This window comes from Cellulomonas gelida (assembly GCF_006538725.1).
Lineage (GTDB): Bacteria > Actinomycetota > Actinomycetes > Actinomycetales > Cellulomonadaceae > Cellulomonas > Cellulomonas gelida.
In genome coordinates this window covers 1-15139 of record NZ_BJLQ01000035.1, presented here as the reverse complement: position 1 = coordinate 15139, position 15139 = coordinate 1, and the positions used below count along the sequence as shown (strand labels likewise).

The following is a 15139-nucleotide window of genomic DNA, read 5'->3' as shown; positions in this document are numbered from 1 at the left end:
GGAGGCCCGATGACCACCACTCTCGACAGGCTCACCGAGAAGGCCGGCGCGCCCACGTTCGGGCAGGACGCGCTCATCGTGTGCGACTCGCTCGTGCGCATCTACCAGTCCGAGGGCATCGAGGTGCAGGCCCTGCAGGGCCTTGACCTGCTCGTCGACGAGGGCGAGCTGGTCGCGATCGTCGGCGCGTCCGGCTCGGGCAAGTCGACGCTGCTCGCGGTGCTGTCCGGGCTCGACGTGCCGACGGCGGGACGCGTGCGGGTCGGGCCGTGGGACCTGATGGCGATGACCCCGGCGCAGCGCGTGGCCTACCGGCGCCAGATGGTCGGGTTCGTGTGGCAGCAGACCGCGCGCAACCTCGTGCCGTACCTGACCGCGACCGAGAACGTCGCGCTCCCGCTGGCGCTGTCCGGCCGCAGCCGCCGCGAGCGGACCGCACGCGCGACGACGCTGCTGGAGCTGCTGGGCGTGGGCTACTGCGCGGACCGGCGCCCGGGTCAGCTCTCGGGCGGTGAGCAGCAGCGGGTCGCGATCGGCGTCGCGCTCGCCAACGAGCCGCGCGTGGTCTTCGCCGACGAGCCGACGGGCGAGCTCGACACCGCGACGTCCGACGAGGTGCTCGAGACGCTGCGGCTCGTCAACCGCGAGCTCGGCACCACCGTCGTCGTCGTGACGCACGACCCGGGCGTGAGCGAGCACGTGCAGCGCACGGTCGCGATCCGGGACGGGCGCACGTCGTCGGAGGTCGTGCGCCGCACGCACACGCGCGACGACGGCACCGAGCACGTCGTGGCCGAGGAGTTCGCGATGCTCGACCGCGCCGGGCGCGTGCAGCTCCCGCAGGAGTACCGCGAGGCGCTCGAGCTCAGCGGTCGCGTCCGCCTCGCGCTCGAGGCGTCGCACGTGTCGGTGTGGCCGGACCGGCCGCGCGTCGAGCCGCGTCCCGACGACGCTCGCCCCGGCGAGACCGTCGTGTCGACCGAGCAGGAGGGGTCGCGATGAGCGTCCAGAGCGCACGGCACCGCGCGGCGGAGCCGGTGACCGACTCGATGGTGCTCGTCGAGCACGTCTCGCGGACGTACGGCAGCGGCGACGCCGCCGTGCACGCGGTGCGCGACGTGTCGCTGAGCATCGCGCCGGGCGAGCTCGTCGTGCTCGTCGGGCGTTCCGGCTCGGGCAAGACGACGCTGCTCAACATCGTCGGTGGTCTCGACAAGCCCGACGAGGGCCGCGTGGTCGTCGACGGGCAGGAGGTCTCGAGCCTCGGCGAGCGGGGGCTCGTCGCGCTGCGTCGGGACGTGGTGTCGTTCGTCTTCCAGACGTTCGGGCTCGTGCCCGTGCTGTCCGCCGCGGAGAACGTGGGCGTGCCGCTGCGGCTGCGCAAGGTCCCGCCCCGCGCGCGTGACGAGCGCGTCGCGCTGCTGCTCGAGCTCGTCGGGCTCGGCGACCACGCGGACCAGCGGCCCGGTGAGCTCTCCGGCGGGCAGCAGCAGCGGGTCGCGATCGCACGTGCGCTCGCCAACTCGCCGCGCCTGCTCGTCGCCGACGAACCCACGGGCCAGCTCGACTCCGCGACGGGCGTCTCGATCATGGGCCTGCTGCGCGCGGTCGTCGAGCACGAGCGGACGACCGCACTGGTCGCGACGCACGACCCGGTGATGATGGCGCTCGCCGACCGCGTGGTCCGGCTCCAGGACGGCGTGCTCGTCGAGGACTGACGGACGGCGAGGGAGCCCGCACGACCGGGCCCCCTCGCCGCGTTCCGTGGCCCCTCAGACCTCGATGCCCTCGAGCAGCTCGGTGACCAGCGCCGCGACCGGCGAGCGCTCCGAGCGCGTGAGCGTGACGTGCGCGAACAGCGGGTGGCCCTTGAGCGCCTCGATCACCGCCGCGATCCCGTCGTGCCGGCCGACGCGCAGGTTGTCGCGCTGCGCGACGTCGTGCGTGAGCACCACGCGCGACGACTGCCCGATGCGGGACAGCACGGTCAGCAGCACGTTGCGCTCGAGCGACTGCGCCTCGTCGACGATCACGAACGCGTCGTGCAGCGACCGGCCGCGGATGTGCGTGAGCGGCAGGACCTCGAGCAGGTCGCGGTCCATGACCTCCTCGACGACCTCGCGGGAGACGACGGCACCGAGCGTGTCGAACACCGCCTGCGCCCAGGGGTTCATCTTCTCGGCCTCCGACCCAGGCAGGTACCCGAGCTCCTGACCGCCCACCGCGTACAGGGGCCGGAACACCATGACCTTGCGGTGCTGCCGCCGCTCGAGCACGGCCTCGAGGCCCGCGCACAGCGCGAGCGCGGACTTGCCGGTCCCGGCCCGGCCGCCGAGCGAGACGATGCCGATCTCCTCGTCGAGCAGCAGGTCGATCGCGATGCGCTGCTCGGCGCTGCGCCCGTGCACGCCGAACACGTCCTGGTCGCCCCGCACGAGGCGCACGTGCTTGTCGGCGGTGACCCGGCCCAGGGCCGAGCCGCGCGGGCTGTGCAGCACCAGGCCGGTGTGGCACGCGAGGTCCGACGGGTTCGTCGTCGGGCCCGTGCCCACCCCGGGCGTGGCGACCACCTCGGCCAGCGGCAGCGACTCGTGCTCCCAGAGCTGGGACATCTGCTGCTCGGACAGGTCGAGCGAGTCCATCCCGGTCCAGCCGGACTCGACCGCGAGCTCGTGCCGGTACTCCTCGGCGCGCAGGCCCACCGCGGACGCCTTGACCCGCATCGGCAGGTCCTTCGAGACGACCGTGACGTCACACCCCTGCGCGGCCAGGTTCGCCGCGACGGACAGGATCCGCGTGTCGTTGTCCCCCAGCCGGAACCCGGCGGGCAGCACGGTCGGGTCGGTGTGGTTGAGCTCGACACGCAGCGTGCCGCCCTGCTCGCCGAGCGGCAGGGGACGGTCGAGGCGGCCGTGCTGGATCCGCAGGTCGTCGAGCAGGCGCAGCGCCGAGCGGGCGAAGTAGCCGAGCTCGGCGTGGTGCCGCTTGGCCTCGAGCTCGGTGACGACGACCACGGGCAGGACGACGTCGTGCTCCGCGAACCGGTAGATCGCTCTCGGGTCGGACAGCAGCACCGACGTGTCGAGGACGTGGGTCCGACGGCCGTCCTGGGGCTCGTCGACCGGCTGGTCGACCTCCGAGGCGGTCCGTGCCCGGGTCGCGCCTGCCTGGGTCGTGCCTGCCTGGGTCGTGCTTGCCTGGGTCGTGCCCTGCCGAGCTGCGCTGCTGACCACGGCGTGCTCCCTCCGGCGCTAGGTGCACCGCAGAAGGCGTCGCGTGCCGGTGTCCCACGCGGGGACCACGTGCCGGCTCGCGGCGACGGGACGGGGTCGGCCGGACCCTGACGAGCAGGGCCGGGACCGGCCCTCCTCCCGGAGCGGATGCTCCATGGGCTGGCCTTCCCGGGGACGCCGGGGCGACGTCCTTGTCGGGGACGCTAACCCCGGCAGCACGTGTGACGTCGGCGACACGCGCCACAGCGCGCGAGTGGAAACACGATGTTCACCTGGACGACGGACGCGCGTCGGTCAACGTCCGAGGCGTCGCTCGCGGACCCCGTAAGCGCGCACCGCGCGCAGGAAGTCCACGCGCCGGAAGTCCGGCCAGTACGCCTCGCAGAAGTAGAATTCCGAGTGCGCCGACTGCCACAGCAGGAAGCCGCCGAGCCGCTGCTCGCCCGAGGTGCGGATGACGAGGTCGGGATCGGGCTGGCCCTTGGTGTAGAGGTGCGCGGCGATGTGCTCGACGTCGAACTGCGCGGCCATCTCGTCGAGGTCCAGCCCCTGCTCGGACGCCTGCCGCAGGTATGCGCGCACGGCGTCGGCGATCTCGCGCCGCCCGCCGTAGCCCACGGCCACGTTGACGTGCATCCCGACGACGTCGCGCGTCGTCTCCTCGGCGGCGCGCAGGGCCTGCACGGTGCGCTCGGGCAACATCTCGAGCGAGCCGACCGCCTGCAGGCGCCAGCGCCGCGTGGCGGCGAGCTCGCGCACGACGTCCTCGATGATGGCGAGCAGGTCCGCGAGCTCGTCGGCGGGGCGGTTGAGGTTGTCGGTCGACAGCATCCAGAGCGTGACGACCTCGACCCCGACGTCCTCGCTCCACGCCAGCAGCTCGCCGATCTTGTCCGCCCCTGCGCGGTGGCCACCGGCGGTCGACTTGCCGATCGAGCGCGCCCAGCGCCGGTTGCCGTCGAGGATCACGCCGACGTGGCGGGGCATCCGGTCCGGAGGGAGCGAGGCGGCCAGACGACGCTCGTAGAGGCCGTAGAGCGGATGGGGCAGTCGCACTCGCTCAGTCCTCCAAGGCTCCGGTCCGGCTCATCGTGAGCCCGGTCCACCGTACTCGTCGCCGCTGGGCGCGCGTGCGCCTTCGGGTGACCCGGCACACCCCCGAACCGGTCGACATCGCTACCTACGGTGCCGTAACCTACGGGCACGTAAGTTACGTCGACGACGAACAAGAGGCAGCATGGCCAGCACTCCCGCCACCGGCGGACACGGTCCCCAGCACGGCGCGCTACCGTCGTCGCAGGACACCACGCCACTGCGGGAGGAGATCGCCATCAGCGTCACGCGCGCCGTCGAGCAGGTGGCGGCCACCGTCAAGCCGATGCTGCGCGGCTGGATCCACGCGGGTGTCTCCCCGTTCATCCTGGCCGCCGCGATCGTCCTGGTCGCGCTGTCCCCCACGCCGGCCGCACGCTGGTCGAACGCCGTGTTCGGGCTGTCCGCGGTGCTGCTGTTCGGGACGAGCGCGATCTACCACCGCGGCACCTGGTCGCCGCGCGTCGCAGGGGTCCTGCGCCGGCTCGACCACACGAACATCTTCCTCATCATCGCGGGCACCTACACCCCGCTCGCGGTGCTGCTTCTGCCCGCGACCACCGCGCGGAACCTGCTGATCGTCGTGTGGTCCGGCGCCCTCGTCGGGCTGCTCGCCCGGATCTTCTGGCTCGGCGCCCCGCGCTGGGTCTACGTGCCGGTCTACCTCGCGCTCGGCTGGGTCGCGGTCGCGTTCCTGCCCCAGTTCTACCGCTCGGGCGGTGCCGCGATCGTCTGGCTCATCGCCGCGGGCGGCCTGGCCTACACGGTCGGGGCGGTCGTCTACGGCCTCAAGAAGCCGAACCCCAGCCCGCGCTACTTCGGCTTCCACGAGATCTTCCACGCGCTCACGGTCGTCGCGATCACGTGCCACTACATCGCGGTGTCGATCGCGACGTACGCGCTGCGCTGACACCTCACCGCTGAGAACACCTCACCGCTGAGAACACCTCACCGCTGAGCACGCCTCACGGCTGAGCACGCGTCAGCCGCGCCGCACGCGTCAGCCGCGCCGCACGCGTCAGCCGCGCGGGACCACCCCGTACCGCCGGTTCGCCAGCGACGGGTTCTTCTCGCGCACGCCGCGCAGCTCGTCCGGGTCGAGGTCGACGGTGCGGATCGCGGACTTCTCGTCCAGCTCGAGACCGACCACGCCGTCCGGCCCGACGACGAGCGAACGCCCGACGACGCCCTTGCCCGCCATGCCGACCGCGACCACCGCGGCGGTGTTCTCGATCGCCCGGGCCACGGCGAGCGTGCGCCAGTGCATCGCCTTGAGGTCGCCGTCGGCCCACGCCGCCGGCACGACGAGCACGTCGGCTCCCGCGTCCACGAGGCGCCGCGCGGACTCGGGGAACCGCAGGTCGTAGCAGGTCAGCACACCGAACCGGACGCCCGCGACGCCGAGGACGAGCGGAGCGGCGTCGGACGGACCGGGCCGCAGCCGGTCGGACTCGCGCGAGCCGAACGCGTCGTACAGGTGCACCTTGCGGTACAGCCCGACGACCGCGCCCGCGCCGTCGACCGCGACGACCGCGTTGGTGGCCCGGGCGTCGGAGGCGTCGCCCGGCAGCGTGACACCCGCGAGCACCGTGACGCCCGTGGCCGCGGCGCGCTCGCGCAGTGCCGTGACGAACGGGCCGTCGAGCGGCTGCGCGTGCGCGGCGCCCACGCCGTGCCGGTCGTACGCGGAGGCGTACTCCGGCAGGACGAGCAGGTCCGCGTGCACGCGCTGCGCCTCCTCGAACGCGCCGCGCGCGACCAGGACGTTGGCCGGGCCGTCGTCGGAGACCTCGACCTGCGCGAGCGTGACGCGCACCGCGGGCCGCGTCGGCGGCTGCGGACCCGAGCTCACCGAGCCGGCCCGTCCGCGGCCGGCGCCGCGCCACCGCGCTCGCCGGAACCACGCGCGTCGGAGCCACGCTCGCCGGAGCCGTGCTCGTCGGAGCCCTGCTCGCCGGAGCCCCGCTCGTCGGACTGGTCCGCGGCGCTCGAGTCGGCCGCGTGCTCGTCGTCCGCCCCGAGCTGCTGCGCGCGACGGTCGACGCGCCGCAGGTGCCGCGTGAGGGACAGGAACAGCCCCGCCGCGGCGAGGGCGAGCGCAAACGTCACCACGAAGCCGATGAAGCCGGGCGACCCGCCCGACGTGGACTCGACCACCGGGCTGGGGCTCGGTGCCGGCACTGCCAGCACCAGTGCGGTCAACGCGCTCATCGGGCGGCCTCGACGCCCTGCCCGGCGGGCCGGATCCCCGCGAACAGGTCGGTCTCCGGCAGGCTCACCGGAACGCGCGACTCCGCGAGCTCGAACTCCTCGGTGCTCCACTTCGCGAGCTCGATCTCGCGCGGCACCGCGAAGAAGAAGCCGTCGGGGTCGATCTGCGTCGCGTGCGCGCGCAGCGCCGCGTCCCGCTGGTCGAAGTAGTCGGCGCACTCGATGTGCGTCGTGACCTCGCGCTCGGGGATCTCCCGCGCCTGGCGCGAGTCGATCCAGTCGCCGAACGGCGACTCGCCGCCCGCCTCGATGATCGCGTCGTGCACGCCGCGCAGCCGCGCGAGCGAGAAGCCGTGGTTGTAGTAGAGCTTGAGCGGCGTCCACGGCTCGCCGTGGCCGACGTACCGGTCCGGGTTCCCCGCGGCGGCGAACGCCTCCGCCGAGACGCGGTGGCACATGACGTGGTCGGGGTGCGGGTAGCCGCCGGTGGGGTCGTACGTCGTCATGACGTGCGGGCGGAACTCGCGCACGATCTCGACGAGCGGGGCGCTGGCCTCCTCGAGCGGGACGAGCGCGAAGCAGCCCTCGGGCAGCGGGGGCAGCGGGTCACCCTCCGGCAGGCCCGAGTCGACGAAGCCGAGCCAACGCTGCTGGACGCCGAGCGCCGCTGCCGCTGCGGCCATCTCGCCGCGGCGCACCTCGCGCATCGCCTCGATCCCCTCGGGCGCCGGTCCGTAGTGCGGGTTGAGCACGTCGCCGCGCTCGCCGCCGGTGCAGGTCACGACGAGCACCTCGACGCCCTCGGCGGCGTAGCGTGCGGTGGTCGCCGCTCCCTTGCTCGACTCGTCGTCGGGATGGGCGTGGACCGCCATGAGGCGGAACGGCTCGTGTGACGTGTTCTGGGGTCGCCGTGGCACGGCGGGCTGCTCGGGCACGGGACAATGATCGCGCACGACACCGACATGCCCCGCACCGCGCCACGCAGCGGGACCGGCCCGCGTCGCCGACGCGTCCCGCGCGCGGGGCGTCGGCGCACGACGACCAGCACGACGACCAGCACGACACAGGCAGACGCCCGGACCGAGGACCAGGAGGCAGCCCCGTGGGGAGCACACCCGCCGCGAGCGCGACACCGCCCGCCGGCCGGTACGGACCGGACCCCGACGAGCGCTCGCGCGTCCCGTGGCTGGTCACCGTGGTCCTCACGACGCTGGTGGCCGCGGTCGTCGTGGCGTGGGTCGGGATCGGCGCGCTGCGCGACCCCGTGCAGTGGAAGGACGTCGGGTTCTCGGTCCAGGGCGCCGACACGATCGCCGTGACGTTCGAGGTCACCAAGGACCCGGAGTCCACCGCGACGTGCCGCGTGCGGGCGCTGTCGCAGTCGTACGCCGAGGTCGGCGTGAAGAACGTGGAGATCGGTCCGGGCGCGCGGACGCAGCGCGTGACGGTCGTCGTACCCACCGCGGAGCTCGCCGTCACGGGCACCGTCTCGCTCTGCGAACCGGTCGACGCGAGGCCCTGACGGCGTCCGCACGCGTCCCGGCTTGCTATCCTTGTCGTTTCGCACGCCGCCCCGGTCGACCCAGTGTCGACATCTGACGGTCGAAGCGACCGGTAGGGAAGGCGACATCCCGTCCTGACATCGGTGTCCGGTCACGCCTGCGGCCTCGTGCCGCGCGGTGGGACGGGGTCCGACGCCGGACGACACACGAAGCAGGAAGGAGCGATCGTGACCGACACGACTGCCGCCACGTGGCTGACGCAAGAGGCCTACGACCGCCTCACGGCCGAGCTCGCGGACCTCAAGGGCCCGCGGCGCGAGGAGATCACGCAGCGGATCGCCGCCGCGCGCGACGAGGGCGACCTCAAGGAGAACGGCGGCTACCACGCTGCGCGCGAGGAGCAGGGCAAGAACGAGGCCCGCATCCGCGAGCTCGAGGCGAAGCTCCGCAACGTGCAGATCGGCACGCCGCCTGACGACGGTGTCGTCGAGCCCGGCATGGTCGTGACCGCGGAGGTCGCGGGCGACGAGGAGGTCTTCCTTCTCGGCTCGCGCGAGATGGCCGGCACGACCGGGATCCAGGTCTTCTCCCCCACCTCGCCCCTCGGCGCCGCGATCAGCGGCAAGTCCGTGGGCGAGACCACGAGCTACATCGCGCCCAACAGCCGCGAGATCAAGGTGAAGATCCTCGACGCCAAGCCCTTCGCGGGCTGACCCGATCTCCCTCACGAAGGGCGTCGTCGCACCCGCGGCGACGCCCTTCGTCATCCCCGCCCCTCGCCTGCCCACCCCGACCCGCCGGCCGCGAGCTCGGCAGCGCCGGTCGAGGTCGGCAGTGCTCTCGAGGTCGGCAGTGCCCGAGGTCGGCAGTGCCCCTCGAGGTCGGCAGTCCGGATGCACGAGGTCGCGCCAGACTGCCGACTTCGCCCGTGGTGGGCGCGCGCCCAGGCACACGGCGGCGGCGCGCCTGGGCGGCCCCGCCGGTGGCGCTGGGCAGGCGGGGTGGGTCAGTCGGTGAGGCGGTAGCCGGCGGTGCGCAGCGCGTGCATGACCGCCGCGCAGTGCTCGGGGCCCTTCGTCTCGACCTGGACCTCGATCGCGACCTCGTCGACCGCGAGCTCGACCTGCGTGCGCACGTGCGACACGTGCATCACGTTGGCACCCGCCGTCGCGAGGTCGTGCAGCAGGTCGGCCAGGGCGCCCGGGCGGTCGGCGATGCGCACGTGCAGCCACAGGAACCGTCCGGCGGACGCGAGCCCGTGCCGCACGACGCGCAGCAGCACCTGGGGGTCCATGTTGCCGCCGGACAGGATCGCGACGACGGGACCCTCGAACTCGCCCGGCGCGGCCATGAGCGCCGCCACCGCGGCGGCCCCCGACGGCTCGACGAGCAACTTGGCGCGCTCGGCGACGAGCAGGAGCGCACGCGAGAGGTCCTCCTCCGAGACCGTGCGGACCTCGGTCCCGGCGTGCGCGAGCACGTCGAACGGCACCTGACCGGGCAGGCCCACCGCGATGCCGTCGGCCATGGTGCGCAGCTCGGGGGCGGGCGTCGGGCGCCCGAGCGCGAGCGAGGCGGGGTAGGCCGCGGCGTGCTGCGCCTGGACGCCCACGACCCGCACGTCGGGCCGCAGCTCCGCGAGCGTCGCCACGACCCCCGCCGCCAGCCCGCCGCCGCCGACGGGCACGACGACCGTCGCGACGTCGGGCACCTGCTCGACGATCTCGAGCGCGATGGTCCCCTGCCCGGCGACGACGTCGGGGTGGTCGAACGGGTGGATGAGCACCGCGCCCGTGCGCTGCGCGTACTCGCGCGCGTGCACGAGCGCCTCGTCGACGCTGGTGCCGACGAGCTCGACGCGCGCGCCGTACTCGCGGGTCGCGGCGAGCTTCGGCAGGGCCGCGTCGGTGGGCATGAAGACGACGGCGTCGAGGCCGAGCAGCCGGGCTGCGAGCGCGACGCCCTGCGCGTGGTTGCCGGCGCTCGCGGCGACCACGCCGCGCGCCCGCTCGTCGTCCGTGAGCCCGGACATGCGCACGTACGCGCCGCGGATCTTGAACGAGCCCGCGCGCTGCAGGTTCTCGCACTTGAGCAGCACCTGCGCCCCCGCGAGCTCCGAGACGGCGCGGCTCGACTCGACGGGGGTGCGCTCGGCGACCCCGTCGAGGAGCGCCGCGGCCCGGCGGACGTCGGCGAGCGTGATCATCGACGCTCACCCTCGTCGGACGCGGTCGGTCCCGCGGGCCCGTCGTCGGGCGTCCGCGCGTCGTCGAGGTCCGTCGCCGCGCCCTCGTCGTCGCCGACCGCCGGGGCATCGCCCAGGTCGTGCGCAGGGTTCAGCTGCTCGGTCTCGGCCAGCTGAGCGATCGCGCGGTCGAGGACGGGATGACCGTGCGGTCGGAGCACGACGTGGTCGTCGTGCCCGAGCTGCGGGAACTTGTCGTGACCGTGCAGGTAGAGGACCACGGTGTTGAGCACGGCGACCAGCGGGACCGCGAACAGCGCACCGAGGATCCCGGCGACGTAGGACCCGGCCGCCACCGCGAGCAGCACCGCGACGGGGTGCAGCGAGACCGCGTGGCCCATGAGGAACGGCTGCAGCACGTGACCCTCGAGCTGCTGCACCGCCAGCACGACCGCGAGCATGATGAGCGCCACGAGCGGCCCGTGCGTGACGAGCGCGACGAGGACGGCCACGGCTCCCGTGACGACCGCCCCGACGATCGGGATGAACGACCCGAGGAACACCAGGATCGCCAGCGGGAAGGCGAGCGGCACCTGCAGGATCGCGGCGCCGAGCCCGATGCCGGTCGCGTCGACCGCCGCGACCAGGATCTGCGTGCGCGTGTACGCGCCGAGCGTGACGACACCGCGCCGACCGGCCTGGTGCACGTGCTCGCGGCTCCCGCGCGGCAGGAGCCCCACGACCCACGACCAGATGGTGCGACCGTCGAGCAGGAAGAAGAACGTGCAGAACAGCGCGATCACCGCGCCGGCCAGCACGTGACCGACCGTCACGGTCGCGTGCAGCGCCCCCGCGACGATCGTCTCGCTGTTGTTCGACGCCGCCTCACGCGCCTGGTCGATCCAGCTCTGCAGGTTCTCGGTCGACAGCTGCAGCGGGCCCTCCGCGAGCCACTCGAGCAGCTGGTCGACGCCCTTCTGCGCCTGGTCCCACAGCTCGGCGATGCCGAGCACCACCGACCGGCCGGCGAGCACGAGCAGGCCCACGACCAGCACGACGAGCCCGACCACCGATGCACCGGCGGCCGCGGCCCGGCCCATCCGCAGCCGGCGCTGGAACCAGGTGGCGAGCGGTGCCAGGAGCACGGCGAGCAGCAGCGCGACGGCCACCGGGACGACGACGAGCTTGAGGTAGGCCACGCCCGCGACGACGACCGCCACGCACGCGACGATCACCAGCAGTCGCCACGACCACGCGGCCGCACGCTGCACGGGCATCGGAACCGAGTCGGCCGCGCGGGCCTGGGCAACCGGCGCCGCGCCCGCCGGGGACGCGGTGAGCACCGCGGTCCCGCTCGTCGGGCTCGGGACGCTCGTCGTCTCGGGGGCTGCCGCGTCCGGCGCGGACGCGGAGGGCTCGGGTGCGCTGGTCACCGACCCAGGCTACGGTCGCGCACCCGCGCGGGGGCAGGAACACTCCCGGGACCGCCGCGGTTGAGCCACCTGCGAGGGTGCGCCCGCGCCGCACACGGCGCGCGAGGCGGGCACCCCCGGGAAGGAGTCCAGCATGAGCTGGCTGTTCGGTTCCGCGATCCGGTCCACGATGGTCGAGCCCGAGCGGGCGCTCGCCGGACGCGACGACTACGCCTACCAGGTCCCGACGACGCACGCGGTCCTCGGCACCCCGCTGGCCGGCCCCTGGCCCGCGGGCACCGCGACGATCTCGCTCGCCCTCGGCTGTTTCTGGGGCGCCGAGAAGGAGCTGTGGCAGATCCCGGGCGTCGTCACGACGGCGGTGGGCTACCAGGGCGGTTTCACGCCGTTCCCCACGTACGAGGAGGTGTGCACGGGCATGACCGGGCACACCGAGACGGTGCTCGTCGCGTACGACCCGGCCGTCCTGTCGCACGACGAGCTGCTGCGCCGGTTCTGGGAGGCGCACGACCCGACGCAGGGCTTCCGGCAGGGCAACGACGTCGGCACGCAGTACCGCTCGGCGATCTTCACGACGACGCCCGAGCAGGCCGAGGCGGCCGCGCGGACGCGTGACCTCTTCGCGCCGCGTCTGGCGCACGCCGGGTACGGCGACATCACCACCGAGATTCGCCCGGCGGACGAGGCGGGGCGCTTCTACTACGCCGAGGACTACCACCAGCAGTACCTGGTGAAGAACCCCAACGGCTACTGCCCGGTCCACTCCACGGGCGTCGCCTGCCAGTAGTCCGGGGCGGTCATCGCGGCTCAGCAGCCGCGGGCCCGCAGCCGCGGCCGGTCGCGTGACCGCCGGGTGGGCGGCGCCGTCTCCCCCGAGACACCGCCCACCCGCGGCGCGCGCTGGGTTCCCCCTGAACCTGCGCTGCGACGAGGGCCTTCCGTCGACCGAGAAGCACGACGCTGTGCGTCTTGGCTCTCCTCCGGTCGGCCAGGCACGACGGTACGCATCGGGACGAACCGCGTGAACCCGGCGTCCACGTGGCGTCGGACCACAGTCCAGGACGGTGGTCCGAGACGCGCGTCAGCCCGCGTCCGGCGGCGCCGCGACGTCGCTGTGGCCGAGCGGCTTGCCGGGGGCGATCACGTCGCGCACGCGGCGCTTGAGCTCGGTGACCTCCGGGAACCCGCCGTCCCGGCCGCGGTCCCACACGACCACCGGGGCGGGGGCGGCGTGCCCGTCGAACGACGAGGCCTGCGCCTCGACGACGAACACGCCACCCGTCCCGGGGCGCAGCGCGACCTCGTCCACCTCGCGGTGGAACGTGGTCAGCAGCTCCTGGGCGTACCAGGCCGCACGCAGCAGCCAGCGGCACTGCGTGCAGTACGTGAGGGTGACGCGACTCAGCGCGAGGTCCCCACGATGTCGACGACGAACACCAGCGTGTCGCCGCCCTTGATGCCGGCCTGCGGCACCCCGCGGTCCCCGTAGCCGAGGTGCGACGGGATCGACAGGAGCACGCGCGAGCCGACCTGCTGGCCCACGAGGCCCTCGTCCCAGCCCGCGATGACCGCGCCGACGCCGATCGGGAAGCTGATCGACGAGCGGCGGTCGTAGGAGTTGTCGAACACCCCGCCCTGCCACGACTGGCCGAGGTAGTGGACCTCGATGTCGTCGCCGGCCTCGACCAGCTCACCGTCGCCGCGGCTCAGGACGAGCACCTCGAGCTCGGCGGACGGTGCGCCCTCGGGGAAGGCGAGCGTGGGCTTGTCGCCGAACGAACCCGAGACCTCGGGCAGAGCTGCAGACATCTGGGAACTCCCTCGATTGCGATGGCGCGCCCACGACGAACGCGCGCGGCCCATCGTGCCGCACCGCGCCGACACGTGCCGCATCGCGGCCCCGCGCGGGCACGTGCACGCCCCGCGGACCGGGGCCCGTCCGGACGCTCACCCGGCACTTGCCCAGGCGCTTGCCCAGGCGCTTGCCCAGGTGCACCGGCCCGACGCCTGGCAGGGTGGGCGGGTGACCGAGCACCTCGACGACACGCGGGCCCCCGCCCGAGAGCCGGCCGCCGCCACGCCGCCGCGGGTGAGCGCCGCGCGTGTGCTCGCCGCGGCGCTCGTCTGCGGCTCGGCGGTGCTGCTGTTCGCCGTGCACGTGCGGCCGCTCGCGTACGTGCCGCTGGTCGTCGGCGTGGTGCTCGGGCTCGTCGTCGACCGGGTGCTGGGCCGGGACCTGCTGGCCATCGGCATCGGCATGTCGATCGTGAGCAGCATCCCGCTGCAGGCGGACCTGTCCGACGCCGCGATCCTGCGGTTCGCGGTGGCGTTGTCGCTCGCCGTCGTCGTGCCGTACGTGCTCTCGCACCACGTGTTCGGCGACGACGTGATCCGCTTCCCGTGGCGCACCGGCAAGCCGTGGACCCGGTTCCAGTGGGGATACCTGGTCCTCGTCGTGGCGGCCGGGTACCTGGTGCTGCCCTTCTACTTCCTGTCCTCGGGCGCGTACCAGAACTGGCCCACGGTGGTGGAGCCCGACGAGATCGCGCGCCTGTTCGTCGGCGTCAACGCGGTCGGCACGTGGGACGAGCTGTTCTTCATCTGCACGGTGTTCGCGCTGCTGCGTCGGCACTTCCCCGTCGCGCTCGCGAACGTGCTGCAGGCGGCCGTGTTCGTCTCGTTCCTGTGGGAGCTCGGGTACCGGTCGTGGGGGCCGTTGCTGACGCTGCCGTTCGCGCTGATCCAGGGCTGGACGTTCAGCCGGACCAAGTCGCTGACCTACGTGCTCGTCGTGCACCTGCTGTTCGACGCGATCGTCTTCATGGTGCTCGTCCACGCGCACTCGCCCCACCTGTTCGACGTCTTCGTCACCGCCCCCCGCTGACCCGCTGCACCACCCGAGAGGACCCGCATGACCCTGACCACCTGGGCCGGCAGCCACACGTTCCGCGGCGGGCCGCTCGTGCGTCCGACGAGCGTCGAGGAGGTCGCGCGCGTCGTCGCCGGGGCGCGGCACGTGCGCGCGGTCGGGTCGCGGCACTCGTTCCACGACCTCGCGGACGGGCCCGGCACGCTCGTCGCGCTGGACCGCCTGGACGTCCCGTTGGAGATCCGGGACGACGACGGCCCGGGGACGCTCGGGGCGACCGTGACGGTCGGAGCGGGCGTGCGCTACGGCGAGCTCGCGCGGGACCTGCACGCCGCGGGCTGGGCGCTGCACACCATGGCCTCGTTGCCGCACATCGCGGTCGCGGGAACGGTCGCGACCGCGACGCACGGCTCGGGCGACTCGGCGGTCAACCTCGCGGCCGCGGTGCGCGGGCTCGAGGTCGTTGGCGCGGGTGGTGAGGTGCGCCGGCTGGGACGCGACGACGACGAGCTCGCGGGGTCGGTCGTCGCGCTCGGCGCACTCGGCCTCGTCACACGCGTGACCCTCGCGATCGAGCCCACCTACGAGGTCGCGCAGGAGGTGTGGCTCGACCT

At 73.7% G+C, this 15139-nt stretch carries 17 protein-coding genes; 8 read left to right on the top strand and 9 right to left on the bottom strand.

What is annotated here, in order from left to right; all coding sequences use genetic code 11:
* Positions 1 to 9: 9 nt before the first annotated feature.
* Positions 10 to 1002 carry an ABC transporter ATP-binding protein gene (locus tag CGE01nite_RS13530; protein WP_141371380.1) on the top strand — a complete coding sequence of 331 codons (993 nt, stop codon included), beginning with the start codon at positions 10 to 12 and terminating at the stop codon, positions 1000 to 1002.
* Positions 999 to 1718, top strand: coding sequence for an ABC transporter ATP-binding protein (locus CGE01nite_RS13525; protein WP_048342833.1), 720 nt, complete (start codon positions 999 to 1001; stop codon positions 1716 to 1718). The genes CGE01nite_RS13530 and CGE01nite_RS13525 overlap by 4 nt, the downstream gene beginning before the upstream one ends.
* 54 nt (positions 1719 to 1772) lie before the next feature.
* On the opposite strand, the gene phoH2 is transcribed toward CGE01nite_RS13525, so the two are convergent.
* Both phoH2 and CGE01nite_RS13515 read right to left on the bottom strand, forming a co-directional pair.
* Positions 1773 to 3233 carry an RNA 5'-3' helicase PhoH2 gene (phoH2, locus tag CGE01nite_RS13520; RefSeq protein ID WP_082156323.1) on the bottom strand — a complete coding sequence of 487 codons (1461 nt, stop codon included), beginning with the start codon at positions 3231 to 3233 and terminating at the stop codon, positions 1773 to 1775.
* Between the two features lie 294 nt (positions 3234 to 3527).
* Positions 3528 to 4289, bottom strand: coding sequence for an isoprenyl transferase (locus tag CGE01nite_RS13515; protein WP_141371379.1), 762 nt, complete (start codon positions 4287 to 4289; stop codon positions 3528 to 3530).
* 181 nt (positions 4290 to 4470) lie between these two features.
* On the opposite strand from CGE01nite_RS13515, the gene trhA reads away from it, so the two are divergent.
* Positions 4471 to 5235: a PAQR family membrane homeostasis protein TrhA gene (gene trhA / locus CGE01nite_RS13510; RefSeq protein ID WP_048342835.1), complete on the top strand. Its 765-nt coding sequence runs from the start codon at positions 4471 to 4473 to the stop codon at positions 5233 to 5235.
* 108 nt (positions 5236 to 5343) lie between these two features.
* On the opposite strand, the gene CGE01nite_RS13505 is transcribed toward trhA, so the two are convergent.
* The 3 genes from CGE01nite_RS13505 to mca are packed head-to-tail and all read right to left on the bottom strand — an operon-like array spanning position 5344 to position 7408.
* Positions 5344 to 6177 carry a carbon-nitrogen hydrolase family protein gene (locus CGE01nite_RS13505; protein ID WP_141371378.1) on the bottom strand — a complete coding sequence of 278 codons (834 nt, stop codon included), beginning with the start codon at positions 6175 to 6177 and terminating at the stop codon, positions 5344 to 5346.
* Complete coding sequence (locus CGE01nite_RS13500) at positions 6174 to 6536, bottom strand: hypothetical protein (protein ID WP_141371377.1); 363 nt, start codon at positions 6534 to 6536, stop codon at positions 6174 to 6176. Before CGE01nite_RS13500 ends, CGE01nite_RS13505 begins: the two co-directional genes overlap by 4 nt.
* Positions 6533 to 7408 (bottom strand): mycothiol conjugate amidase Mca, encoded by an 876-nt coding sequence (gene mca / locus CGE01nite_RS13495; protein ID WP_048342837.1) that lies wholly within the window; start codon positions 7406 to 7408, stop codon positions 6533 to 6535. The genes CGE01nite_RS13500 and mca overlap by 4 nt, the downstream gene beginning before the upstream one ends.
* Before the next feature lie 230 nt (positions 7409 to 7638).
* Between mca and CGE01nite_RS13490 the strand changes: the two genes are divergently transcribed.
* Complete coding sequence (locus CGE01nite_RS13490; RefSeq protein ID WP_048342838.1) at positions 7639 to 8058, top strand: DUF4307 domain-containing protein; 420 nt, start codon at positions 7639 to 7641, stop codon at positions 8056 to 8058.
* 207 nt (positions 8059 to 8265) lie between these two features.
* Positions 8266 to 8751, top strand: a complete 486-nt coding sequence (gene greA / locus CGE01nite_RS13485; protein ID WP_048342839.1) for a transcription elongation factor GreA — start codon at positions 8266 to 8268, stop codon at positions 8749 to 8751.
* Between the two features lie 293 nt (positions 8752 to 9044).
* On the opposite strand, the gene ilvA is transcribed toward greA, so the two are convergent.
* Positions 9045 to 10244: a threonine ammonia-lyase gene (gene ilvA / locus CGE01nite_RS13480; protein ID WP_141371376.1), complete on the bottom strand. Its 1200-nt coding sequence runs from the start codon at positions 10242 to 10244 to the stop codon at positions 9045 to 9047.
* Positions 10241 to 11500 carry an AI-2E family transporter gene (locus CGE01nite_RS13475; RefSeq protein WP_082156327.1) on the bottom strand — a complete coding sequence of 420 codons (1260 nt, stop codon included), beginning with the start codon at positions 11498 to 11500 and terminating at the stop codon, positions 10241 to 10243. The genes ilvA and CGE01nite_RS13475 overlap by 4 nt, the downstream gene beginning before the upstream one ends.
* A 289-nt stretch (positions 11501 to 11789) precedes the next feature.
* Here CGE01nite_RS13475 and msrA point away from each other — a divergent pair, with 289 nt between their 5' ends.
* Positions 11790 to 12443 carry a peptide-methionine (S)-S-oxide reductase MsrA gene (gene msrA, locus CGE01nite_RS13470; protein ID WP_170210977.1) on the top strand — a complete coding sequence of 218 codons (654 nt, stop codon included), beginning with the start codon at positions 11790 to 11792 and terminating at the stop codon, positions 12441 to 12443.
* Positions 12444 to 12737: 294 nt separating this feature from the next.
* Here msrA and CGE01nite_RS13465 read toward each other — a convergent pair whose 3' ends face one another.
* Complete coding sequence (locus CGE01nite_RS13465; RefSeq protein WP_371857589.1) at positions 12738 to 13016, bottom strand: Rdx family protein; 279 nt, start codon at positions 13014 to 13016, stop codon at positions 12738 to 12740.
* 41 nt (positions 13017 to 13057) lie between these two features.
* On the bottom strand, positions 13058 to 13465 hold the full coding sequence (locus CGE01nite_RS13460) for an FKBP-type peptidyl-prolyl cis-trans isomerase (RefSeq protein WP_048342843.1): 408 nt from the start codon (positions 13463 to 13465) through the stop codon (positions 13058 to 13060).
* A gap of 214 nt (positions 13466 to 13679) precedes the next feature.
* Here CGE01nite_RS13460 and CGE01nite_RS13455 point away from each other — a divergent pair, with 214 nt between their 5' ends.
* Both CGE01nite_RS13455 and CGE01nite_RS13450 read left to right on the top strand, forming a co-directional pair.
* Positions 13680 to 14540, top strand: coding sequence for a CPBP family glutamic-type intramembrane protease (locus tag CGE01nite_RS13455; protein ID WP_141371375.1), 861 nt, complete (start codon positions 13680 to 13682; stop codon positions 14538 to 14540).
* Positions 14541 to 14567: 27 nt separating this feature from the next.
* Positions 14568 to 15139, top strand: a 572-nt coding sequence (locus CGE01nite_RS13450) for an FAD-binding protein (RefSeq protein ID WP_141371374.1), incomplete at its 3' end; no start/stop codon positions are given.